Origin of the sequence: Olivibacter jilunii, from assembly GCF_900607235.1 — a bacterium.
Classification (GTDB): Bacteria; Bacteroidota; Bacteroidia; order Sphingobacteriales; family Sphingobacteriaceae; genus Olivibacter; species Olivibacter oleidegradans.
Window position 1 is genome coordinate 438,003 of sequence record NZ_LR027850.1, and the last position, 21,431, is coordinate 459,433.

The 21,431-nt window shown below is 43.5% G+C and carries 24 protein-coding genes; 16 read left to right on the forward strand and 8 right to left on the reverse strand.

Translation table 11 applies throughout. The features are described 5' to 3' along the window. Positions 1-61 precede the first annotated feature (61 nt). Complete coding sequence (locus E0E36_RS13060) at positions 62-316, forward strand: hypothetical protein (protein WP_013665435.1); 255 nt, start codon at positions 62-64, stop codon at positions 314-316. Between the two features lie 45 nt (positions 317-361). Here the strand turns inward: E0E36_RS13060 and E0E36_RS13065 are convergent, their stop codons facing one another. Beyond that, complete coding sequence (locus tag E0E36_RS13065) at positions 362-577, reverse strand: CsbD family protein (protein ID WP_013665436.1); 216 nt, start codon at positions 575-577, stop codon at positions 362-364. A gap of 245 nt (positions 578-822) precedes the next feature. On the opposite strand from E0E36_RS13065, the gene E0E36_RS13070 reads away from it, so the two are divergent. From E0E36_RS13070 to E0E36_RS13095, 6 genes are all read left to right on the forward strand, one after another. Continuing rightward, complete coding sequence (locus tag E0E36_RS13070) at positions 823-1,278, forward strand: hypothetical protein (RefSeq protein WP_013665437.1); 456 nt, start codon at positions 823-825, stop codon at positions 1,276-1,278. 206 nt (positions 1,279-1,484) lie between these two features. Further along, positions 1,485-2,801, forward strand: coding sequence for a ribulose-bisphosphate carboxylase large subunit family protein (locus tag E0E36_RS13075; RefSeq protein ID WP_242627205.1), 1,317 nt, complete (start codon positions 1,485-1,487; stop codon positions 2,799-2,801). After that, positions 2,726-4,129, forward strand: coding sequence for a four-carbon acid sugar kinase family protein (locus tag E0E36_RS13080; RefSeq protein WP_242627206.1), 1,404 nt, complete (start codon positions 2,726-2,728; stop codon positions 4,127-4,129). The genes E0E36_RS13075 and E0E36_RS13080 overlap by 76 nt, the downstream gene beginning before the upstream one ends. 12 nt (positions 4,130-4,141) lie before the next feature. Continuing rightward, positions 4,142-4,804, forward strand: coding sequence for an aspartate/glutamate racemase family protein (locus E0E36_RS13085; protein ID WP_130856338.1), 663 nt, complete (start codon positions 4,142-4,144; stop codon positions 4,802-4,804). 8 nt (positions 4,805-4,812) lie between these two features. Further along, positions 4,813-6,099, forward strand: coding sequence for a bile acid:sodium symporter family protein (locus tag E0E36_RS13090; protein ID WP_165446984.1), 1,287 nt, complete (start codon positions 4,813-4,815; stop codon positions 6,097-6,099). A gap of 74 nt (positions 6,100-6,173) precedes the next feature. Continuing rightward, the gene (locus E0E36_RS13095) at positions 6,174-7,067 is read left to right on the forward strand and encodes a glycoside hydrolase family 43 protein (RefSeq protein WP_130856339.1); all 894 of its coding nucleotides are present in this window, start codon (positions 6,174-6,176) and stop codon (positions 7,065-7,067) included. 7 nt (positions 7,068-7,074) lie between these two features. Here E0E36_RS13095 and E0E36_RS13100 read toward each other — a convergent pair whose 3' ends face one another. After that, positions 7,075-8,445, reverse strand: coding sequence for an alpha-L-fucosidase (locus E0E36_RS13100; RefSeq protein WP_130856340.1), 1,371 nt, complete (start codon positions 8,443-8,445; stop codon positions 7,075-7,077). A 283-nt stretch (positions 8,446-8,728) separates the two neighbouring features. Between E0E36_RS13100 and E0E36_RS13105 the strand changes: the two genes are divergently transcribed. Beyond that, positions 8,729-9,085, forward strand: coding sequence for a response regulator (locus E0E36_RS13105; RefSeq protein ID WP_041388145.1), 357 nt, complete (start codon positions 8,729-8,731; stop codon positions 9,083-9,085). 114 nt (positions 9,086-9,199) lie between these two features. Then, entirely contained in the window at positions 9,200-9,814 is a 615-nt protein-coding gene (locus E0E36_RS13110; protein ID WP_130856341.1) for a LuxR C-terminal-related transcriptional regulator, read from the forward strand. Here the strand turns inward: E0E36_RS13110 and E0E36_RS13115 are convergent. The 3 genes from E0E36_RS13115 to E0E36_RS27775 form a co-directional block, all read right to left on the reverse strand. Further along, positions 9,811-10,518, reverse strand: a complete 708-nt coding sequence (locus E0E36_RS13115; protein ID WP_130856342.1) for a DUF421 domain-containing protein — start codon at positions 10,516-10,518, stop codon at positions 9,811-9,813. The genes E0E36_RS13110 and E0E36_RS13115 overlap by 4 nt on opposite strands. Before the next feature lie 6 nt (positions 10,519-10,524). Then, on the reverse strand, positions 10,525-11,202 hold the full coding sequence (locus E0E36_RS13120) for a DUF421 domain-containing protein (protein ID WP_130856343.1): 678 nt from the start codon (positions 11,200-11,202) through the stop codon (positions 10,525-10,527). A 261-nt stretch (positions 11,203-11,463) separates the two neighbouring features. Further along, positions 11,464-11,628, reverse strand: coding sequence for a hypothetical protein (locus E0E36_RS27775; RefSeq protein WP_013665448.1), 165 nt, complete (start codon positions 11,626-11,628; stop codon positions 11,464-11,466). A 280-nt stretch (positions 11,629-11,908) separates the two neighbouring features. On the opposite strand from E0E36_RS27775, the gene E0E36_RS13125 reads away from it, so the two are divergent. Both E0E36_RS13125 and E0E36_RS13130 read left to right on the forward strand, forming a co-directional pair. Then, complete coding sequence (locus tag E0E36_RS13125) at positions 11,909-12,409, forward strand: hypothetical protein (RefSeq protein WP_130856344.1); 501 nt, start codon at positions 11,909-11,911, stop codon at positions 12,407-12,409. A gap of 5 nt (positions 12,410-12,414) precedes the next feature. After that, positions 12,415-12,867 (forward strand): DUF421 domain-containing protein, encoded by a 453-nt coding sequence (locus E0E36_RS13130; protein WP_013665450.1) that lies wholly within the window; start codon positions 12,415-12,417, stop codon positions 12,865-12,867. Positions 12,868-12,901: 34 nt separating this feature from the next. Here E0E36_RS13130 and E0E36_RS13135 read toward each other — a convergent pair whose 3' ends face one another. Continuing rightward, positions 12,902-13,258, reverse strand: coding sequence for a response regulator transcription factor (locus E0E36_RS13135; protein WP_013665451.1), 357 nt, complete (start codon positions 13,256-13,258; stop codon positions 12,902-12,904). Positions 13,259-13,603: 345 nt separating this feature from the next. Between E0E36_RS13135 and E0E36_RS13140 the strand changes: the two genes are divergently transcribed. From E0E36_RS13140 to E0E36_RS13155, 5 genes are all read left to right on the forward strand, one after another. Then, a complete protein-coding gene (locus E0E36_RS13140) occupies positions 13,604-13,837 on the forward strand; it encodes a hypothetical protein (RefSeq protein ID WP_013665452.1) in 234 nt (77 codons plus the stop codon). A 286-nt stretch (positions 13,838-14,123) separates the two neighbouring features. Then, entirely contained in the window at positions 14,124-14,297 is a 174-nt protein-coding gene (locus tag E0E36_RS27780) for a hypothetical protein (RefSeq protein ID WP_165446985.1), read from the forward strand. Positions 14,298-14,309: 12 nt separating this feature from the next. Then, positions 14,310-15,110, forward strand: a complete 801-nt coding sequence (locus E0E36_RS13145; protein WP_130856345.1) for an SDR family NAD(P)-dependent oxidoreductase — start codon at positions 14,310-14,312, stop codon at positions 15,108-15,110. 170 nt (positions 15,111-15,280) lie between these two features. After that, positions 15,281-15,637 (forward strand): nitrogen regulation protein NR(II), encoded by a 357-nt coding sequence (locus tag E0E36_RS13150; RefSeq protein ID WP_130856346.1) that lies wholly within the window; start codon positions 15,281-15,283, stop codon positions 15,635-15,637. A 34-nt stretch (positions 15,638-15,671) separates the two neighbouring features. Then, positions 15,672-15,890 carry a hypothetical protein gene (locus tag E0E36_RS13155; RefSeq protein ID WP_130856347.1) on the forward strand — a complete coding sequence of 73 codons (219 nt, stop codon included), beginning with the start codon at positions 15,672-15,674 and terminating at the stop codon, positions 15,888-15,890. A 274-nt stretch (positions 15,891-16,164) separates the two neighbouring features. On the opposite strand, the gene glgB is transcribed toward E0E36_RS13155, so the two are convergent. After that, the gene (glgB, locus tag E0E36_RS13160; RefSeq protein WP_130856348.1) at positions 16,165-18,090 is read right to left on the reverse strand and encodes a 1,4-alpha-glucan branching protein GlgB; all 1,926 of its coding nucleotides are present in this window, start codon (positions 18,088-18,090) and stop codon (positions 16,165-16,167) included. A gap of 18 nt (positions 18,091-18,108) precedes the next feature. Beyond that, positions 18,109-21,426, reverse strand: coding sequence for a maltose alpha-D-glucosyltransferase (gene treS, locus E0E36_RS13165; protein WP_130856349.1), 3,318 nt, complete (start codon positions 21,424-21,426; stop codon positions 18,109-18,111). Positions 21,427-21,431: the final 5 nt, after the last annotated feature.

Consider the following 21,431-nt stretch of genomic DNA (forward strand, 5'->3'; position numbering starts at 1 on the left):
ACCGTGGTTGACGCCAAACAATAACCGGGACATTGGGTTATCTTAAAAAAGAGCTGCGATTATGGCATTGAAGGAACCGATCTTGAAGCTGCTGCGTAAAAAGTATGATCCATTATCTTTGGTGGAATTAACTTTTCAGCGTTACGATCTGATGTTTAAAACCGATGAAGAGGGGAGGCCTATTTTGCTTTTTATGGGCAAGAAGGATGCGAATGGGAATATACGGGGTGAACGATACGCTAGAAGACTTAAGTTTGACAAGGAAGGACGTCTCATTAAAGACCACTGGGATCAGAAAGGGAAAGCCACGCCTTGAGTGAAACAAGGGGCCTGGTTGCCCATTTTAGCCCCTTGTTGTTCGTTAAGCTCTTAATTTAAGATCGGAAATAAAGGAGAGGTGATTGAGATAGTCAACGATATCCTCTCTACTTTTTCCTGTTTTCTGCTCTAAACGATGAACCAGCTCGATCTCTTTACCTTCTTCATAGTATAGGTCATCTTCCGTGAGCTCACTCCATTTCGTTCTTATCTGATTTTTAATCTGTCGCCATGATCTTTTTAATTTCCATTCACTCATATGCATTTCATGTTAGGTAAACGTATAGACGTAAATTTCACTTACTTTGTTTGCAAGCTAAGAATTATTTATTTCTTTTTAGTGACGTATACTGTGATTATTTCAATAATTTACACAGGGAAGCGGTGTTTGCGTGGTATGAAACTGGTTGGTATACAGTTTTTTCACAATTGGGTCTCAATTTTTTCTTTTTAACTAACGAACTTATTACTTTTGTCTCAGTAGAATCAACCTAAATTAATCTCATGACAAAAAATCCGCTGTTAGATGAGCAAACAATCGCCTTTCTGAAAGAGTTCGCTGAAAGTATTCGTGCCGAAATTGACGCCATACAATGTACCATTGATATCGTGCAGAAACGAAAGCAAATTTCTGTTTTTCATGAACCCAAAATGACGGATGCTGCAACAGAAGAGGCGGTTTCTTCCCCAGCGAAATGGAGGAGAGGTGTTCTGGTGCCTGTTGAAAAATTCGACCCTTTCGGTAAATTGGATAGAAAAATTGCCTATGCGCTCACACGTTTAGGAACGGGCGACCGCGATGCCATTTTAAACGAAATCCATCAGGCGCAACCGGACCGGGATAAATACAAACTGGAGAACGCTTTGGCGGTGCGGATGAATTACCTCTTGAAGAACGGTTTTGTGGATGCGCAAAAAATCGGAAGAAAGTATCAATACCAATTGCTCAAGACGGACTGAAAGAAATAGCTGTATGCAAAAAGCTAATATGCTACAATAGCTTGCATACATACTACAATAGCACTATTGTTCTCGCTGATAAATTTGTCAGTATAAATCTAATCTGTTTGACTAGTAGATAATCAATAGGTGTAAAACGGCAAAGAACCTTTTTACGCATAGCTTACTGATTATCAATCTAGCAGATTGGATTGATTCAATAGGCTATGGAAAGAATTATTGCGAAATACTATATTGAAACTCCCTTTGATCCGGAAAAAGCGGCTTTGATCTTGGCGGGCGAACAATCGTCGGGTACCTTCGTGTCGGTTCCGGGTGAAACGGAAGATCTAAAGCGACGCTTTGCTGCGCGTGTGGAAAGCGTTCACCTGCTGGGATCGGTTTCACAGCCGGCCATTCCGAGCCCGAAGTTCACATCCGAACGGTATCAACGAGCTTATATCGAAATCTCCTGGTCGATAGAAAATTTTGGCTATAATTTACCGGTGCTTATTTCCACTTTGCAAGGGAATCTTTATGAGCTCAGTCAGTTCACGGGCTTAAAATTATTAGATATCCAATTTCCTACCGCCTATGTCGCTCATTTTGAGGGGCCTCGTTTTGGAGTGGCCGGTTCCCGAGCAAGTACAAAGGTGGACGGACGACCCTTGATCGGCACCATTATTAAACCGAGTATTGGCATGAGCCCTTCGGATAGTGCTAAATTGGTGAAAACCTTGGTGGAGGCCGGTATTGACTTCATAAAAGATGACGAACTGCAATCAGCAGCAGCTAACTCCAAGTTGGAAGATCGGGTTGACGCCATTATGCGTGTCATCAATACGCATGCGGACAAAACCGGGAAAAAGGTCATGTATGCTTTTAACATTAGCGATGAATTGGATAGCATGTTGTCTCGTTATGACTATATCGTTAGGGCAGGCGGGACCTGCGCCATGCTCAGTATCAATAGTATTGGCCTTGCCGGCGTAAAAAAAATATGTGATCAGGGTGCATTGGTTATCCACGGTCATCGGAATGGTTGGGGTATGCTGAATAGGCACCCCCTGCTGGGTATTGAATTTACGGCCTACCAAAAACTTTGGCGCTTGGCAGGCGTAGATCAGCTACATGTAAATGGAATTCAGAATAAATTCTGGGAATCGGATGACTCGGTGGTACAGTCCATCGAAGCTTGCTTAACGCCTTTATTTTCTCGTGAAACATTATTGCCCGTGGTATCTTCCGGTCAGTGGGGAGGGCAAGCCTTTGAAACCTACAGGCGTACGAAAACCATTGATTTATTGTACATGGCAGGAGGCGGGATTATGGCGCATCCCAAAGGTCCCGGTGGGGGTGTGGTGGCCTTGCAACAGGCTTGGGAGGGCGCGGTTAAAGGACTTTCCATGGAAGAGGCCGTTCGACTATATCCTGAATTTGCCCAATCGGTTCAAAAATTTGGTCAGCAATGGACATGGATGCAATGCAGGCCCCTTTCTTCGCCTATTATGGTGATGATTTTACCGGATCTACCGACGCCTTAGAATGTCTCAATCAGGCGGGGTTAAAAACCGTATTATTTATTGATGTGCCGAACGTTGAACAGTTGGCACGCTATCCCGGGATACAGGCTATTGGTGTTGCCGGCATGACGCGAACCATGGATCCGGTGGCTATGGGAAACGAGTTGTCGCAAGCCTTTGCTGCTTTAAAAGCATTGGGAGTTCGACATGTGCATTACAAAGTTTGTTCAACCTTCGACTCCTCGCCGCAAATAGGGAGTATCGGTACGGCCGCAGAAGTTGGGATCAGTGTCTTTAATCCCCGCCTTGTTCCCTTATTGGTGGCTGCCCCGCCTTTGGGAAGATTTTGTTTATTCGGTAACCTTTTTGCCAAAATGGGAATCGGTAGTCGAGGCGATATTTATCGCCTGGATCGCCACCCTGCTATCAGTTACCATCCCGTTACACCCATGCAAGAGGCGGATTTGCGTTTGCATTTATCCAAACAAACGGAATTACCCATTGGCTTGGTGGACATTTTATCGGTTCACCAGGGGGTGGAGGAAATTAGGATAAAAACGCAGGCATGCTTAGACCTGGGAATTCCGATGGTGCTTTTTGATGCTCTTCATCTTTCGGATTTAATGCCGATCGCCGAGGTGCTGGATGCATACGGCACACTGGAGAAACCCCTGTTTTCAATAGGATCTTCAGGCGTAGAAATGGCTTTCGGTATGTATTGGAAGACCAGGGGGGTGGCGAAACAAACGGTGGATTGGCCAGCTTTAAACCGTGTCGGAAAGCTTTTGGTACTTTCGGGCAGTTGCTCGCCTGTAACGGCGAAGCAAATCGAGTATGCGCTTCTTCATGGTTTTCGGGCAGTCGCTGTTCCTGCTTCTGCTGTTGATCCCGCTGCCGATTTACAAACGCTTATGCGCAGCTGTATAGAACAAACGCTTGCTTTTATGGAAGCGGGCTTTCCCGTAATTCTGCATACCAGTTTAGGTCAAGAGGATGAACGAATTGCGGAAACGCGTGAATTGCTGCGTCAAAAAGGATATGCCGAAACGGAGATAAGTGCACAAACAGCCCGCATTCACGGGCAAGTGTTAGGTGAAATTGCTCGCTATATTGCAAGGACTACTGATTTGGGACGTCTTGGCGTAGCAGGAGGCGATACCTCAAGCCTCATTGCGCGTGCTTTAGGAATAGAAGCAGTAGAGATGATTGCTCCGTTTTCACCCGGTGCACCTTTATGCCGGGCCTTCGCACCTAACACACCCTTGGATGGAATAGAAATTAATTTCAAGGGAGGACAAGTAGGGGATGAACATTATTTTATTAAGCTATGGGGCGCGAACGCTTCTTAAATATTTTATGATATGATACCAAAAACTTTAGGACTTATTCATACGTCGGCTACGTTGATTCCGGTATTTCAGCAACTATGCCAGCAATATTTGCCGGGCGTAAATCTCTTCAATATTGTAGATGATAGTTTGGTGAAGAATATTATTGCACGAGGCGGTAAACTTACGCCGTCCATCTCCAAGCGGGTGGCAGATTATGTCGCCTCAGCGGAAGATTCAGGTGCCGATTATATTCTGGTTACTTGCTCGTCCATCGGTGCTGCGGTAGAGGCGGCAGCCGACACTGTCAGGGTGCCGGTACTTAGGGTAGATCAACCGATGGCCGACCTGGCTGTACAGAAAGGTAAACGGATAGGTGTTATCGCAACGCTCCGAACTACCCTGGAGCCAACAGCCGACCTGGTGCAACGAAGAGCTGCCTTGCTAGGAAAGGAAATTGAAATAAATGCACGATTATGTGAGGGCGCATTTGAAGCCTTAATGGGTGGTGATGCCGCTAAACACGATGAATTAGTAGCAAAAGCATTGCGTCAACTGACGCAGGAAGTGGATGTTATTCTATTAGCCCAAGCAAGTATGGCACGAGTGGTTGATACATTAGCAGATGAAGATAAGGGGGTACCGATCTTAGCCAGTCCTCCTAATGCCATCCAATATATTGCAAACTTAGTCTAAGGATGCCCATGATGCATTTACGAAGAGCCTGTTTGGGAGTAAGTGGCATTGCCGCCCTTCTCCTATTACTTGGGATTGTGTTGCAAAACGAAGCCATCTGGCAACCTGCTGCGGTTTGTACCGCCTTGGGCCTAGCGGTGGGTATCGGAAGCATCGATATACTGAGAAATTACCAATACACAGCCTGGATTATTGTTGCAGTCGTTTCGGCCATGATTTATCCACGAGCTTTTATGCAATGGGGTGAAGTGGATTTGAGGAATAAATGGTTAATCCTAATCATTATACAGCTCGTTATGTTCGGTATGGGAATACAAATGAGCATTCGTGATTTTTCGGGTCTAGGTAGTACGGGCAGAGGAGTTTTGATTGGCTTAATCTGCCATTTTTCGGTGATGCCTTTGGTTGGGTATTTATTGACACGTTTGTTCCCTTTTGATGACGAAATCGCTGCCGGCATTATTCTCATAGGCTCTTGTTCGAGCGGTTTGGCTTCCAACGTGATGGTATACCTGGCGCGGGCAAACTTGGTTTTATCGGTAACGGTTACGGCGATGGCCACGCTGGCGGCACCTTTTTTAACGCCTTTGCTGATGCGTTTGCTGGCAGGGACATTGATTGAAGTGAAATTTTTGCCGATGATGCTGGAAATTATACAGATCGTCATCGTGCCTATAGGAGCGGCCCTGTTACATGATTACCTCAAAACGGCCAAGCCCGCACGAAAGAAGCTTGTGGTCGTCATCGGACTCGTCTGCGCCGGTTGGCTCTTCTCGCAGGTGCTATTTTTATGGGATTTATTAGCCTCGCATTTCTCGGTGCCGGCCGGCCAATCTTTGACTGTCCTGAACTTTTTTACGGGGGCATTTATTGTGGGCGGACTATATCACCTTCTTTATCTCCGCTTTAAGCGTATTGATCAGTTAGTGCCCTATGTATCGATGTTTGGCATTGTTTATTTCACCACGGTAACTACCGCTGCCGGCAGGGAGCATCTGTTACAAGTGGGGCTGCTCTTATTTTTGGCTTCGGTTTTGCATAATGGTGCTGGTTACTTCTTCGGTTACTGGCTTGCCCGCCTTTTTAAATTAGATAAAAATTCCGCCCGCACCATTGCTTTTGAAGTAGGTTTACAAAATGGTGGGATGGCATCGGGCTTAGCAGGAAGTATGGGTAAATTGGCAACCGTAGGTTTAGCCGCTGCTGTATTCAGTCCATGGATGAATATTTCCGGATCTTTATTGGCTAATTATTGGCGGAAAAGACCGGTCATTGATGAGAACGAAGAGAAGTAAATACCGCTAATTTCTTTTATGCAAAACTTTTAGCAAGAATCGGAGGTTTCTATTGGGAACAGCAAGGTGTGGCTATGACGGCTTTCTTTAACCCCATTATTAAACATAAATATACAGCTGATCCAACAGTTATAAGTTACGGTGATCGCGTCTACCTCTACACCGGGCATGATGATCCGCCTCCTGGAGTTGATGATTATGTGATGAACGATTGGTGCTGTTTTTCTTCGAACGACTTAATGAATTGGGAAGAGCATCCGACTCCACTAAAGGCGACCGATTTTTCCTGGGCTTCGGGTGATGCCTTCGCGTCTAATGTGGTGTGTCGTGATCACATTTTTTACTGGTATGTAGCCGTTTCCCATCGATCAATTTTCGGAAAAGCAATCGGTGTAGCGGTGTCCAATAGGCCAACAGGTCCATTTACCGATGCTAAAGGGTCGGCGCTGATTACCGGCGATATGTTACCCTGTCCCACAACGGAAAAGGCAAACCTGGATCCGAGTGTGGTCATCGATGACATCGGACAAGCTTATTTATTTTGGGGAAATACGACCTGTTATTACGCGAAGTTGAAGGCGAATATGATCGAGTTGGACAGTGACATCCAAGTGGTGAATGTCCCCGCATTTGGGGAAGGGGCACACGTCCTTAAGCGGAATGGATGGTATTACTTGATGTATGGTTATGGTTTTCCGGAAGACATAGCCTATGCCATGAGCCCCACCGTGCATGGGCCGTGGGATTTCAAAGGAGTTATCAATAAGATGCCCTATAACTGTGAAACGAATCGTGCGGCGACACTTGATTTTCAAGGAAAATCTTATTTTTTTTATCATAATGGAGCTTTAGAAGGAGGAGGCAGTCACAGACGGTCGGTCTGCCTCGACCTCCTTTCCTACAGGCCCGATGGCACCATCGAGCCGATTATCGTGACCCGAGAAGGAATAACAGCCGATGAGGGTTGATCTGACTTTACTTGGCACCGTCTATTGCTGACTTTTCTACTTTTCGAGCTGCAGGTGTTTTAAACTGTGCATGCTCAATTTTTAGTACAATTGGATTGGGCCATTGGTTGTTGGTGTAGAAACGTTGCCCATTGACAGCACTCACAGCGAGGCCGGCCGGGCTTGTGCTAGCTATTGTTTTTGCTGATAACCCTTCTTGGTACTCAACTAGCTCACTTTTGTAACCCAGTATACTCACTTTGGTCTGTTCACTTCCGATGATATAGGGAAGTAAGAAGTTTCTCCGGGCGCCATAGGCCCAATCGGATGGCTCTTCACGTGTAACGAATGCGTAAATAGTCTCGTCATTATTTGCTTGAGTAAACCAGATGTCGCCATCACGTATAGTTGGCAAGGGCTTGACCTCATAAATTGATTCTCTGTTGGCAAAGTTCCATAAGGCAATTTCACGAAGCAGGTTCTCTTGTTCTGTTTGCATGGATCCATTTGGTTTAGGGCCTACATTTAATAGAAAATTACCACCTTTCGCCCGAATTTCAATCAACATGTTGATAATCTCCGTACCGCTTTTATGTGGATCATTGGTGGCTTTGTATTGCCAGTCGGTGCCCATCGTATAACAGGCTTCCCAAGGACGAGGTAAGGGAGCGTCAGGAATATGCTGTTCAGGTGTTTTCATCAGATCGCGCGTAATCACCAGATCAGGATTGATACTCCAGGCATATTCGCGAAGTCCATCTCCCGGGCCGTCGATGAAAAGGATATCGATATTTCCATAATGGGTTAGCAATTCCTTCAACTGCGCTTTATCATAGTCAAATAAGGCTTTGTTATTTGCCGGATAATGCATAGGATGCTGTAAGCGACCTAAAGGAAGTTTCTGGCGATGAAGGAAATAAAAATCTTCCGGCGAAAAATAAATGCCGATAGCGATGCCTTGCTTTCGAAAGGCGTCAATAAGCTGCTTCGTGATATCCCCTTTATAAGGCGTATTCATTACATTAAAGGGCGTTGTCTTGGTATCAAACATACAGAAACCGGCATGATGCTTTGCGGTAAATACTACATATCTCATGCCTGCCAATTTGGCCATCATCGCCCATTCGTCGGGATTAAACTCCTTCGGGTTGAAAAAATGAGGAAGCTCTTCGATGTAGCGATTCACATAATCGTCCGATGCACCGGCTAGGGAGTGACTAATAACACCACCCAAGGAGACGTCTACGTTCCAATGAATAAACATACCGAAGGCTAAATCCTGAAACCAGGCAACTCGCTCCGGCTTGTTGTCTTTCTGTTGGGCATTCGCGCATAAGAGGATATGAAAAATCGCAAAAGATAGATAGAAACATTTGAGGCGAAGTTTTGAAAATAGCATCGTGTAGCGTTTTAAGATCCCGGTTTATCTTCAGAAACTAAATTAGCAAAACTTACGACTTTTTCTATAGGAATATAGAATTACTTTTTTAGGTATACAAACATTGGTTGGGGGAGATCATTACCTACAGCTAATTTTTTTTCGTGTAAGCTAAAACAATACGGATTTCTTCTTGTTTTTGAAAACATGAGCGTTAAGCATGTTCTTATTATTGTCTAACCTGATGAATAAGAGCCAACCCGTTCTAAGAATGAAGTCAAAAGATACTAATCAGTTTACATACATGAAACAAATAATCGTTGTAGAAGATGACAAAGATATAAGAGAATTAGTGGAATATCTATTGGTTAATGAACAATTTGATGTGAAAAGTTGTGCAAATGTAAAAGAGTTTAGGCAACGTATACAAGGTAATAAACCGAACCTCATTTTGCTAGATATCATGTTGCCGGATGGGAATGGTGTCGATCTTTGTCGAGAGCTCTATCGGGATGAAAAAACGAAGGACATTCCAGTCGTACTCATGTCAGCACACGGTAGGCGCAATTTAGTTGAAACGGAGCATTGTGTGCGCGATTTTATCGAAAAACCTTTCGATATCGACCATTTCATTAATACCATTAATCACTACAGTGTGTAATTGACTTTAAACAATTCCACGGTTTTTCCCAAGTCATTTTTTTTAAAGAAAGAAACTACAATGACTATTATTTTGTTACTATGACAGTATTTAATTGTTAGTTAAATTTGAAACATGAAGATTGCTGTCGTAGATTATAATCCGATCCATCGGGAAGGCGTAAAAAAGACCCTCGAAAAACACGATTTAGACGTTGTATTTGCCGGGCAACACTTGGATGACTTACCGAAGAGCACGGAATTACTGCTTTGTTTTGTGGATCAGTACGGAAATCAACGATGGCAAAATTGCATTCAGCAAGCGGTTGCCTCCGGATTGAAAGTAATAGTTTATGATATTGCTTCGAACCTACAAAGACCAGCCCTGTTTAAAAAACTAGGTGCGCATGGTTATCTTTCCAGTACGTTTAATTTAGATGATTTTCCGCAGGTTTTAAGGGTTGTTAAAAAAAACAACTTTTTTATCGATCCATCTTTACCCTTTTTGTTTTTTGAACGTTTGGCACCTTACGAAAATTATTTGGATGCATTTAATCCTAACGTTGCCTTAACCGATCAGGAAAATGAGGTACTGGATCTATTAATCGAGGGTTATACTACAAAGGAAATCTCGAAACGTTTAACAAGCAATAAAAGATTGATCGATGAGACAAAAGAAAAAATTTTTGCGAAGATAGGTGCTGTAGACAACTTGAGCCTGATATTGTATCGCATTTGTAGCCGGCTTTAGAAAGAACTTTCGCGACTCGGTTTTTCACTTCGATAAATGGCTTGCACCCAACTGGACTTCCCGCAATTTTTACAGCTTGTATCTTTGCCCTGATCCAAGCCACAGTAAGCGCAGACGGTTTGATCGGTAAGCTGAAAGCGATGTAGGTAAGCCGTATCGTTCGCAGGAATAATGGATAAACCGGCGAGGTCGTCTTCATTTTCAATTAAGGTAAAGCTGCCGTTGGGCTCAATGTAAAGTCTTTTCACCTGACCTAGATGAACGATATGCTCGGAACGCAATTGTGCAAAAACGCGTTCTCGGGTCAATGTAGTGCTTCTTATATTTTGCAGGCATAGGACTCCGTTTTCAACCAACGTATCGATATTACCTTGACTAATGCGCTCGAATTTTTCGCTCTTACTGGCTCGCTTGGCGATTATACGGCCAAAAAAAACGACTACGATCGCGATAATAATGGCTGGGAGAATACCTCGTTCCGGTGACTGAATGGGAACCCCAATAGCAGCGGCTAAGGTGACAAGGGAGGCCTGTTCGGTGCGACTTAACTGGCCTGCCATACGACTGCCGATTAGACGGAAGCCGATCATAAGGATCGCATAAATAACAATGGTGCGGATAACGATTTCAATAAAGAAGGCACCTGGGGCCTCTCCTATAAATACTCTCAGCCAGTCGCCAAGTTGAATGTCTTCTTTTTTCATCGGATATTAAATAATGGCTTGGATAAATTCGGTAGCTCCACAGTTGGCACAGGGATCTTGTTGGGTCCTACTTACCTTGCCACAGCTGCAGCAAGCGTAATCACCGTCGTTGTATTGTGTATCGGATAAGCGCAGGTCATTTAGTGGATAAAGGGATAGGCCCGCTCTTTTACCCTGATGTTGATAAACGCTAAAGAGTCCGCAGGCTTCTAAATAAACGCGATCCACTTGCCCTAAATTGAATATTTTCTGATTTCGGAGTTTGGAAAATAATTGCTGCCTGGAGATATTCATTTTTTGCAGCGTTGGTAAATCGATTATTCCGTCTCTTACGAGTAGGTTTACTTTTCCTTGTATAACATCCTCCGCCTCGTGATTTTTATACGAAAGATAATTAAGGCCCCGTAGAAAAGCGACCGCGAGCAGCAGTATGATTATCCCTTGTACAATTCCTCGATCGGGGATTTGCATAGGCACAGCCACAATGGCACCCATGGTAATCATCACCGCCATTTCCGCTATCGTCAACTGCCCCGTCATGCGTTTTCCTAATAGTTTGAGGACAAGCAATAAGGCCAAATAAATAATAATCGTCCGTATGAACACTTCTAGCATAAAGGCCGCGGGCGTTTCTCCAAATAGGATACGTTGTATGTCCGTCAATTTTATTTCTTCTTTCTTCATAGGATCGCGCTTGTGCCCTTGGTTTACCCTCAGAAGAAATTCAAAACATTGGCCAAATTACTGCAGTTAGTTGGCAAGCTCATGGTGCGACGGGAGCCAGCGCTCTTACTTTTTAATTGTTTTGATTTATATACAACAATGAGGCAAGAAAGCGACAGACATCTACTTTTTGTTGTACCATCGAAATCCATATCCGAAGAGGTTTATACATTGGCGCTGTTACGCAGGTTCTACCCTGTTAGCAGCATCCGCGTTTGATTTTTAGCTCTTTTTATGGTGATGTGGCTGTGAATAGGAGGGTGGATCACTGGCAGGAAAGCTCTGTTCGATCTCATCGTCTAACTCTTGATCCATTTTCTTCTTCGCCTCTGCCTGTTGCCTTTTTTCTTCGTTTTCAGCGTCGACCGCTTTTTTATCCTTTTTCATAACTTAATTTTTTCCGATAGCAACAATCTGCTACCCTTTAGTAACAAGCTATAAATGATACAGTTTTGGAAAAAGGATAAAGAGCCCGAACAAAAAGTAAAGGATACCTGGAGACGATGTTAGGCCTTGGAAATCTATTTGACGTCATACGGGCGAAAATAAATTCCACTGATAAGTGGTAGAACAATCGGGTTTGTTTTCTGTTTATTTAAAGCCGATCTTTTTGAGAAGTGAACGTAGGCATCGGCGGGCTAATCGTGTATGTAGCTTAAAAAAAGATATGAGCGCAAACAATGCAATTGAAAGAGTAAACCACTCGTTAACACTCGAAGAAGATCTATCCTTGCATATAAAGGGATGGAAGACCCAAAAAGTGGGTGGTCTGCTCATCTTGATTTTAATGATTTTGACAGCTCTTGGGTTGTTCGGTGAAGGGCCCTTAAGTGCCCGAAAAATAGTAAACGGGGATATCACAGTGGAGTATGAACGTTATCTACGGTATCAGAAAGAGATGGATGTTAGCCTTCGTCTTTCGAATCAAGCCAATGTGCAGGTAGCTATTCCAATTGAATACCTCGATTGTTTTAAAATCGAAAAGATAGTACCGGAGGCAAATGAGAGCATCATTTCCGACGGAAAGGTCGTTTATACTTTTAACGTTGATAAAACGGGGGAAACTATTCTCCATTTCTATTTGCATGCACAAAAACCGGGGAGCGCAAAGGGAACATGGGAAGTTAATCACCACAATTTTCAAATCAATCAGTTTATTTATCCTTAAATACGATGAATCCAATTATACGAGGTATTGCCATTTATCTCTTCTTGCTGGTACTTTTTCGGGTATTGGGCAAACGTAGTTTAGCAGAGACGACAACTTTTGATTTTGTTTTGCTATTAATTATAGGAGAAGCTACGCAACAAGCGTTGTTGGGCGAAGATTTTTCAATGACGAATAGTTTGATTCTCATTACGGTGCTGATCGGGCTCGATATGATTTTGGGCAAATTTAAGGGGCGTTTTCCACGGTTGGATAAGATGCTGGAAGGGACACCCCTGATATTAATTGATCAAGGTCAACCTTTGAAAGAGCGAATGAAGCGAGCAGGTGTGGAAGAAGAAGATATTATGGAAGCAGCTCGTCTTAATCATGGGCTGGAACAGTTGAACCAAATAAAGTATGCCGTTTTAGAAAGAAACGGAAGTATTTCTATTATCCCATTCACTGCTCAAAGCTAATTAAGTCATTCGTTGGTTTGCCACCTGATCGTATTTACAACAGCTGCTTCTGAATTCGTTGTACAAAATCGTGAATATCAAATGGTTTTTTGATAAAATCCTCTGCGGGGCATTTACCATCGCCCATGAGTTGATGGTGCGCCGACATAATAATGATGGGTATATGTGAGGTAGATTGATTGGCTTTCAGTTGGTTGCATATGTCAATCCCGTTTCCGTCAGGCAACATCACATCCAACAAAAAGAGATCGGCGTGATTATCTTGAACATCCTTCCAAAAACTCTCTGCCCGTGCGTGGCTTTGAACGGCTAATTTCTCTTCTACTAAAATGTATTCGATGATTTCGCGAATGTCGGCATCGTCCTCAAGAATAACAACTTTCTTTTCCATAAAATGGGCTTTGTCTTTAGCTTATAGTTTTGCAACAATAGCTGCGCCATTATTCTCAACACAAGCCTGAATTCTACAGAATGTGTAACAAGTGTGTAATTAAGTCGTTGACCGGTATCGGTTTTCACTTAAGATAAATAGGCTCTTAATTCATAACCGTGGCAATATTTTGGACACAATGTTCAATAAAAATGGGAGCGAGCAAAGATAGCATAGGAGCTATTTTAGTTGACGAAATGGGCGGCCCCGGGAGTTCCCTGAGCATTTGATATGCTAAATGAAATTTTCAAAAACTTTAAGCGATTTAGGTCGTTGTTTTAATATCTACTTTAAAAACATGCAGTTATGGCAAATTTTGGAACGCCCGACGAAGGGCAACACACAAAGGAAATCGAAAATCAAACGGCAAAGATCCCATCGACAGTTTTTTTGGCAGCTGCTGTCGTTTCGATGGGCGCATCGTTAACCTTAAAATGCATGGGATGCAAGCATAGTGCTCTTTTCGTAGGGCAATGGGCGGCTCCTTTCCTACTTTTAGGGATTTACAACAAAATCGTGAAAACGTCCGGTAATGATTAAGAGATGCCAAAAGGCCTGGACATTACCGGGCCTTTTTTATGCTCTTTAAGACCGACTCGGCCTCTACCTCGGTTATGTGGAAACGCGTGGAAACATAAGCCAAACCCAAGCAATACTGTTCATTGCCTTGATAAATAAACACATCAATTTGCTAATTAGGACACTGCATCCATACCAAAATCGATGCGTTGTTTTTTACCTACCCTGTATGGTGTAATAGAACGCAAACGGAGATTGGCAACATATTGGTTTACTTATAAAGGAATAACCATAAACATTTAGGGAAATGAAAAAGCATGAAAAAGAACCAACACCGAAACCCACCCAGTTTGATGTGGATGAATCGGTCGGGGATTCCGCATTAGCGACGGAAAAGGAAGGTAAGAAGGAACCAAAGTCGTTCGATGAAGATGAATCGATCGGCAATAGTAACATGGATAATAAAAAAAGGAACAAGTAAAGTGTTGATATTATGAACGATAGAGAAAATACAGGAAGATACGCCTTAATTACCGGCGGGACCAGCGGTATTGGCTTGGAGCTGGCAAAGTTGTTTGCAGAGAATGATTACAATTTAGTGTTGGTGGCTAGAAACGAGCAGGAGCTGGTTCAGACTGCCGAAGAATTACGTACTAACGGAAGAGAGGTTATTACGGTGGTCGCCGACTTCTTTAACCCGGATGCTCCCTTTTCTGTATACGAGGAAGTGAAGGCTTATGGCATTGATATCGATGTGTTGATAAACAACGCCGGACAAGGGGTGTATGGAAAGTTCATAGAAACGGAATTGCAGCGCGAGTTGGACATCATACATCTAAATATTAGTGCTTGTGTCGTGCTCAGCAAATTTTTTGTCAAGGATATGGTACAACGAGGTTATGGTAAGATCTTAAATTTATCGTCAATAGCAGGCAAAATTCCCGGCCCTTATCAGGCGGTGTATCATGGTACTAAAGCCTTTGTTCATTTCTTTAGCGAGGCAATCCGTAGCGAATTGAAGGATACCGGCGTGACGGTAACGTCGCTATTACCCGGAGCAACCGATACCGATTTCTTTAGGAAAGCAGATATGGGAGAATCAAAGATTGTCCAAGAGCAGGAGTTGGCAGATCCAGCTTTCGTTGCCAGAAAAGGCTACGAGGCGCTCATGAAAGGAGAAGATATGGTGGTCGCCGGATTTAAAAACAAAATGCAAGTCGCCATCGGAAACTTAAGTACGGACGAAGCGGCAACGGAGCGAATGGGTAATATGCAAAAACCGACTGACCAATAAATTGGTGCCGCTGTTCTAAAAAAAAATCACGTCTGTCTTCTTTATAGATCATGCTTAGTGGTAGCGGCCTTGTATTGGACGCAGAAGAAAGATTTGACTAAGGGCACCTATGGTGTGCGCCTCTATTGGAACGATTTTGGCAATAGCTTACCTACCTGTTACTTATAAACATGAATAAACTTTCTTTAAGCGAACCACCTACACGGCCGCGAGGCGGCATTCGGTGGAAACCGATTGGTGACTCAGGCTCGTTAGACGTAGACCCGCGTCTAATGATTCTGGATATCGATTATACAGCGGCTAAATTACTTAATTGTGATCAAAGGAGCGTTAGAGGATATAATGTCTGGGATGTCTTATGTGCCTCCTTGCCTGCCTATCATCATCAGGTGGTGAATGCAGCGATCACGAACAGGGAAAGGCGTGTTATTCGCACCCGATTAAGTGGAACGAATGTTCCTGTTTTTCTAACAGTAGTACCTAAAAGCAATGGCTGCATGAACATTATGGTATCAAGAATTTCTTAAGATTAGATGCAGTTCGCACGTAAACCCAAAAATAATGGTGCTTAAAAAAGAAACAACGAAAAATGAAGCTGTTCTAAACCTTACCGCTTCGCTTAGAGCAGCCTTGGAAGGAGACGGTGTATTTCAGTCGCTTGTGAAGGAAGTGAAGTTATTGGCTTCTAATAAGGAAGGGATATATAGATTGGAGCAAGTGCTTGTCGATCACGAAGGACAGCTAAAGGAAGTTGTTTTTGATGGCAAACATTATAGATAAATAAATTTTCTTCTAAATTGTAAAGTTTAGTGCCACCACGTTGTCGAGATGACATCGTGGTTTTTTTTGCCAGATTAACGACAATAAAAAAATATAGGTTACCTACCCGCAACTGTAATAATGGTAGGATTCTTGTTTTTATCTATGTGACGTGTTGTTTTTAGTATTTTTTCCAAAAGCCCTTTGCTGTCGTGAGATAACAAAGGGCTTTTTATCGATAATTTGATACGGTACCATACGCAAAGCTTTATTGAGCTAAGCCGCGCATAGCAGATTATTCGTCATATTGATATTTCAACACAATCACAGCGAGCGGAGGTAATATTAGGGACAAAGAATGTGTCCGACCATGATAAGGAATAGGGGCAGTTTCAATAATTGCATCGTTTAACACATCGCTTCCATGATATTTGAGATTGTCTGAATTAAGGACTTCACTATAAAATCCTTTTTTGGGTGCACCTATGCGGTAATTTTTACGCACTACGGGCGTAAAGTTAGCTACAAATAAAAGACTATCATCTTGCTCATCACTTTTTCTAATCCAGCTGATAACACTGTTAACGGCATCGTCTATTGCATTCCACTCAAAACCCGCGGGATCATAATTGTGTACATGCATCGCCGGTTCGGTTTGATAAAGCTTGTTTAAGTCCTGAATAAACGCTACGAGCCCCCGATTGGGCGCTCCAAGAGATTCGTCCCAGCTTAAACCATCATCGTGTTTCCATTCGTGCGACTGACCAAACTCAGCACCCATATAAATCATTTTTCCGCCCGGATGTCCGTACATGAAAGCGTATAATAAACGAAGGTTAGCAAATTGTTGCCAGGCATCGCCCGGCATTTTCTTTAACAAAGATGCTTTTCCATACACTACTTCGTCATGCGATAAAGGAAGAATAAACTTTTCTGAATAGGCATAAACCATGCTGAAGGTTAATTGACCTTGATGATAACGACGATAAAGAGGGTCTTTTTGAAAGTAAGATAGGGTATCATGCATCCAACCCATCATCCACTTGAAATCGAAACCCAAACCGCCAAGCTGTACGGGGGCTGTTACTCTAGGCCAAGCGGTTGACTCTTCTGCGATTGTAAAGGCCCGTGGACAATATAGATGCACGGCCTCGTTTAGCTCTTGCAGAAATTGAATAGCTTCTAAATTTTCCCTACCTCCATACTTATTCGGAATCCACTGGCCTTCGACTCGCGAATAATCGAGGTATAACATAGAAGCAACGGCGTCGACACGTAGGCCATCAATGTGGTACTTTTCTAACCAAAAGAGGGCATTGGAGATCAGAAAAGAACGCACTTCGTTTCGATCGTAATTAAAGATGCTACTTTTCCAGTCGGGATGGAAGCCTTTCTTGGGGTCGGCGTGTTCGTAGAGGTGGGTGCCATCAAAATAGCCTAAACCGTGCTCGTCTGTTGGAAAGTGTGAGGGTACCCAATCCAGTATGACACCGATATCGTGCTGATGCAACGTATCTACGAGATACATAAAGTCTTGTGGCGATCCATATCGACTGCTTGGTGCGAAGTAGCCCACAACCTGATAGCCCCAGGAGCCATAAAACGGATGTTCCATCACGGGCATAAACTCGACATGGCTGAATCCAAGTTCCTTACAATAAGTTGGTAGTTCTGAAGCCAACTGGCTATAGCTTAAAAAGCTTGTGGGATCATCGTTGTGGCGTTTCCATGAACCAATATGCGTTTCATAAATTTTCAATGGAACGGTGAAGATATCGGTGCGCCTTTGTTTTTCTAGCCACGACTCATCCTGCCAGGCATAGTTTAAGTGGGCAATTCGTGATGCCGTCCGCGGCGGTTCTTCCCAAGCATACGCGTAGGGGTCGCCTTTTTCCACTTCGTAGCCATTGTATCCTTTAATATAGTATTTGTAACACTCACCTTCCAACCGATCGGGAATGAATAGCTCCCATATTCCGGAATCATCAGGTCTTCGTCCCATCGGATTAGCCGTTCGATCCCAATGGTTAAAATCGCCGACAACGGAAACTTGTTCGGCATTGGGCGCCCACACAGCAAAGTGAACTCCTTGTGCATCCGTTTCGCTGACAAGATGAGCGCCCAACTTACCATAAAGCTGGTAATGTTTGCCCTCCTTAAACAAACTGAGATCAAAGGCGGTGAAACGTGACTTAGGGTCGGTATGCGGAGCGGTGTTCATGATCGTTGATTTTATGCCTTAAACTTCTTTTAAAATGGATTTAATGCCTCGGAGCGGAACTAGTACCCAGTCGGGACGATTGTTAATCTCATAATTCAGTTCATATACGGCCTTTTGTAGCAAATATACGTCCATCATGATTTGTAGATCCTCCAACCGGGTTGGTATAAATGCTGCTTCATTAACCTTGTCAAGGTAGGCACGCATGAAAAAGCCGCTCATATAGTGGTACCATTGCTCGATAAATGGAGTTAGCGTTTTGATGTCGTCCTCTCGGATCTGGTTATCAAGAAGCAGGCTGCCGAAGGCAGCGTAGTGTAAGGAGCGCAACATACCGGCTACGTCACGTAAGGGCGAAAACTTCAAGCGCCGTTCACTATAACTTCGAGCCGGCTCGCCTTCAAAGTCGAGTATTAAAAAATCTTTGCCCGTAAAAAGTACCTGACCTAAATGGTAGTCTCCGTGAATTCGGGTTTTGACAGCATCTATTCGATGCTGATAGATACGTTTCATGGTACTGAGGACTCTCTCGCGGAGTAACAGCACTTCTTTTGCTTCTTCCTGAACCTCTGCACTTAGGTTTTCCATATTTTTTTGAAGACTCTGAAAGCTTGCTCGCACCAGTGATTGGAGTGAGGAATATAGGGAGCGCTGGTAATGGAGCGAAAAGGGCTCAGGTTTAAATTCGGGTAGTTCCGTTGGTTTTGCTAAAGCGAGATGCATTTCGGCAGTTCTTATACCTAACAGCTTTACCAATTCTGCAAGGTTGCCTTCCAGCAGCAATTTCATGTTGTTGGGTATCTCATCAAAATTTAAGGGAAGTAATAGCTTTCCCTTTACTTCTTCCAGCAGTGAATTGGGATCAGCGTGAGACAATACCCTTTCATTGAAATCGTTTAAGCGATCGAGCATATAAGTCCATCCATCACTGTTGCTTACGGCCATTTCCTGCATCATGGCTAAAACCATCGTATGGCCTGATTTAAATTCCCATTGTATTCTACCTAAATAAGCGGGGACGTGCTTGAACCGAGCCGTTCCCGAAAGATAGGCGATCATTTCCACGTCGGGATTAATGATTGCGTCGACCTTTCGATAGATTTTAAGATAAAACGTATTATCGTAAATAATAGAAGTATTGCTCTGCTCTGCACTCAATACACGAGGCCTGGGCCTTGGATTTTCCTTGATATGTTTTTTTACTTTTTTGTTTCCCAAAAAGCTTATTTGTCCGTTTTTTTGACCTATGTGTCGGTTACCAACCATATTGGCGATGATGGCATGCTGCAACTCAATTCCATAAATGGCGTCATAAAGAACGCCTTCCGTGTGGCCTACTTTCAAATGGGCGATTACTGATTGCGGGCAATTGTCTTGTAAACGATAGGAAAATTGCCCCTTGCCGAAAGCTACAGGCAATTGATAGGTTTCCGGTAAGCCATCATGATAGGATACCTCGATAAGCAATAAAAAGGCGGTTCCTTCTTCCAAACCAATAGTAGCGTGATCAATGATTCGGAAATTTTCAGGTCCCTTGCCTTTCCCTCCAAACCAACGTAATTTCATGATGTAATCCGGTAGAATACGGTTTTCCAGTTGTTCGATAACAGGCTCGTCTAACAGCTCTTTCCACTCGTCTATCTCGATTAAATGTAATCTTGCTTCATCCGCCAGCTCGGGATGTGCTTTTTCGAGTAAGAACACTTGACTTGCATAAGGGCCTAATGTGAAAAAATAGGGTATATCTTCCTTTATGACAGGGAAGCGGTTGCGACTTAGAATTTCGATCGGGGCAAACCCTTTGTAAGTCTCTAGAAATAGCTCCGCAGCCTGCGAGAAGCGGGACAAATTGGCCACTACGAGCATAATTTCATTGTCATATGTTCTTGTAAAGGCTAAAATTTTAGCGTTTTCCGTGTACACGAATTGAATGTCGCCACGACCAAAAGCCTTATACTTTTTACGAGTGCTGATCATTCGTTTCATCCACCAAAGTAGAGAAGAGGTGTTGCGCGATTGTAATTCAACATTGACTGATTCATAGTGATATTCAGGGTCTAGAATGAGCGGGAGGTACAATCGTTGCGGATTAGCTTCAGAAAAGCCTGCGTTACGATCGGGATGCCATTGCATAGGGGTACGAACACCGTCTCGGTCGCCCAAATAGTAATTGTCGCCCATGCCTATTTCGTCTCCGTAATAGATTACGGGAGTACCCGGTAATGAAAACAATAAGGCATTAAGCAATTCAATTTTCTTTCGATTGTTCTCTAATAAAGGGGCTAATCGGTGCCTGATCCCTAAATTAATTCTGGCTACAGGATCCTTGACATAAACCTTGTACATATAATCACGCTCTTCGTCGGTTACCATTTCCAATGTAAGTTCATCGTGGTTCCGCAGAAAAATTGCCCACTGGCAAGTAGGAGGGATGGAAGGCGTCTGTTCAAAAATATCGGTCAGAGGATATCGGTCTTCCATCTGTAATGCCATAAACATCCGCGGCATAATGGGGAAATGGTAATTCATGTGGCATTCGTCTCCCGCTCCAAAATAAGCGGCAGAATCCTCCGGCCACATATTGGCTTCCGCTAAAAGAAGGGTGCCTGGGTAATGCAGGTCTATGTGCTCCCGTAGTTTCTTTAAAAAGGCATGGGTTTCGGGTAGGTTTTCGCAATTAGTGCCGTCTCGCTCAAAAAGGTAAGGGACAGCGTCCAATCGAAAGCCGTCTACTCCCATGGCGCACCAATAATTTAGAATATCGAACACTTCCTTTTGCACCAAGGGGTTGTCGTAATTAAGATCAGGTTGATGATGAAAGAATCGATGCCAATAGTATTGCTGAGCAATTGGATCCCACGACCAATTGGAACTTTCGAAGTCTTGAAAAATAATCCGTGCATCGGCGTACCGATTGGGATCATCGGTCCACACATAATAATTTCGAAGTCCGGAGCCTTTAGGAGCTCTTCGCGCTCGTTGAAACCACGGATGCTGATCCGAGGTATGGTTGATAACGAGCTCAGTTATTACCTTTAGGCCGCGTTTATGTGCCTCTCTAAGAAGGCGTTTAAATTTTTTGATGTTACCGTATGCCGGATTGATGTTATAATAGTCGGCTATGTCGTATCCATCATCTCGAAGGGGCGAAGGATAAAATGGGAGTAACCAAATGGCGGTAATACCTAAGTCCTGTAAATAATCAAGTTTTTGAAGCAGCCCTTCAAAGTCGCCCACCCCATCGCCATTTCCATCGCGAAACGCTTTGATGTGCAACTCATATATGATGGCATCTTTGTACCAGTGAAGTTGGTTGTCTAATTGGCCGTTTTTCATAACAA

Coding starts and splice junctions, on each gene's coding strand:
- E0E36_RS13085 (WP_130856338.1), top strand. CDS start 4,142: ATGATACCAAAAACTTTAGGACTTATTCATACGTCGGCTACGTTGATT.
- E0E36_RS13155 (WP_130856347.1), top strand. CDS start 15,672: ATGGTGCTTAAAAAAGAAACAACGAAAAATGAAGCTGTTCTAAACCTT.
- E0E36_RS13150 (WP_130856346.1), top strand. CDS start 15,281: ATGAATAAACTTTCTTTAAGCGAACCACCTACACGGCCGCGAGGCGGC.
- E0E36_RS13065 (WP_013665436.1), bottom strand. CDS start 577: ATGAGTGAATGGAAATTAAAAAGATCATGGCGACAGATTAAAAATCAG.
- E0E36_RS13130 (WP_013665450.1), top strand. CDS start 12,415: ATGAATCCAATTATACGAGGTATTGCCATTTATCTCTTCTTGCTGGTA.
- E0E36_RS13075 (WP_242627205.1), top strand. CDS start 1,485: ATGGAAAGAATTATTGCGAAATACTATATTGAAACTCCCTTTGATCCG.
- E0E36_RS13060 (WP_013665435.1), top strand. CDS start 62: ATGGCATTGAAGGAACCGATCTTGAAGCTGCTGCGTAAAAAGTATGAT.
- E0E36_RS13115 (WP_130856342.1), bottom strand. CDS start 10,518: ATGAAAAAAGAAGACATTCAACTTGGCGACTGGCTGAGAGTATTTATA.
- E0E36_RS13095 (WP_130856339.1), top strand. CDS start 6,174: ATGACGGCTTTCTTTAACCCCATTATTAAACATAAATATACAGCTGAT.
- E0E36_RS13145 (WP_130856345.1), top strand. CDS start 14,310: ATGAACGATAGAGAAAATACAGGAAGATACGCCTTAATTACCGGCGGG.
- E0E36_RS13120 (WP_130856343.1), bottom strand. CDS start 11,202: ATGAAGAAAGAAGAAATAAAATTGACGGACATACAACGTATCCTATTT.
- E0E36_RS13110 (WP_130856341.1), top strand. CDS start 9,200: ATGAAGATTGCTGTCGTAGATTATAATCCGATCCATCGGGAAGGCGTA.
- E0E36_RS13100 (WP_130856340.1), bottom strand. CDS start 8,445: ATGCTATTTTCAAAACTTCGCCTCAAATGTTTCTATCTATCTTTTGCG.
- E0E36_RS13080 (WP_242627206.1), top strand. CDS start 2,726: ATGGACATGGATGCAATGCAGGCCCCTTTCTTCGCCTATTATGGTGAT.
- treS (WP_130856349.1), bottom strand. CDS start 21,426: ATGAAAAACGGCCAATTAGACAACCAACTTCACTGGTACAAAGATGCC.
- E0E36_RS27780 (WP_165446985.1), top strand. CDS start 14,124: ATGAAAAAGCATGAAAAAGAACCAACACCGAAACCCACCCAGTTTGAT.
- E0E36_RS13125 (WP_130856344.1), top strand. CDS start 11,909: ATGAGCGCAAACAATGCAATTGAAAGAGTAAACCACTCGTTAACACTC.
- E0E36_RS13070 (WP_013665437.1), top strand. CDS start 823: ATGACAAAAAATCCGCTGTTAGATGAGCAAACAATCGCCTTTCTGAAA.
- E0E36_RS27775 (WP_013665448.1), bottom strand. CDS start 11,628: ATGAAAAAGGATAAAAAAGCGGTCGACGCTGAAAACGAAGAAAAAAGG.
- E0E36_RS13135 (WP_013665451.1), bottom strand. CDS start 13,258: ATGGAAAAGAAAGTTGTTATTCTTGAGGACGATGCCGACATTCGCGAA.
- E0E36_RS13140 (WP_013665452.1), top strand. CDS start 13,604: ATGGCAAATTTTGGAACGCCCGACGAAGGGCAACACACAAAGGAAATC.
- E0E36_RS13105 (WP_041388145.1), top strand. CDS start 8,729: ATGAAACAAATAATCGTTGTAGAAGATGACAAAGATATAAGAGAATTA.
- E0E36_RS13090 (WP_165446984.1), top strand. CDS start 4,813: ATGATGCATTTACGAAGAGCCTGTTTGGGAGTAAGTGGCATTGCCGCC.
- glgB (WP_130856348.1), bottom strand. CDS start 18,090: ATGAACACCGCTCCGCATACCGACCCTAAGTCACGTTTCACCGCCTTT.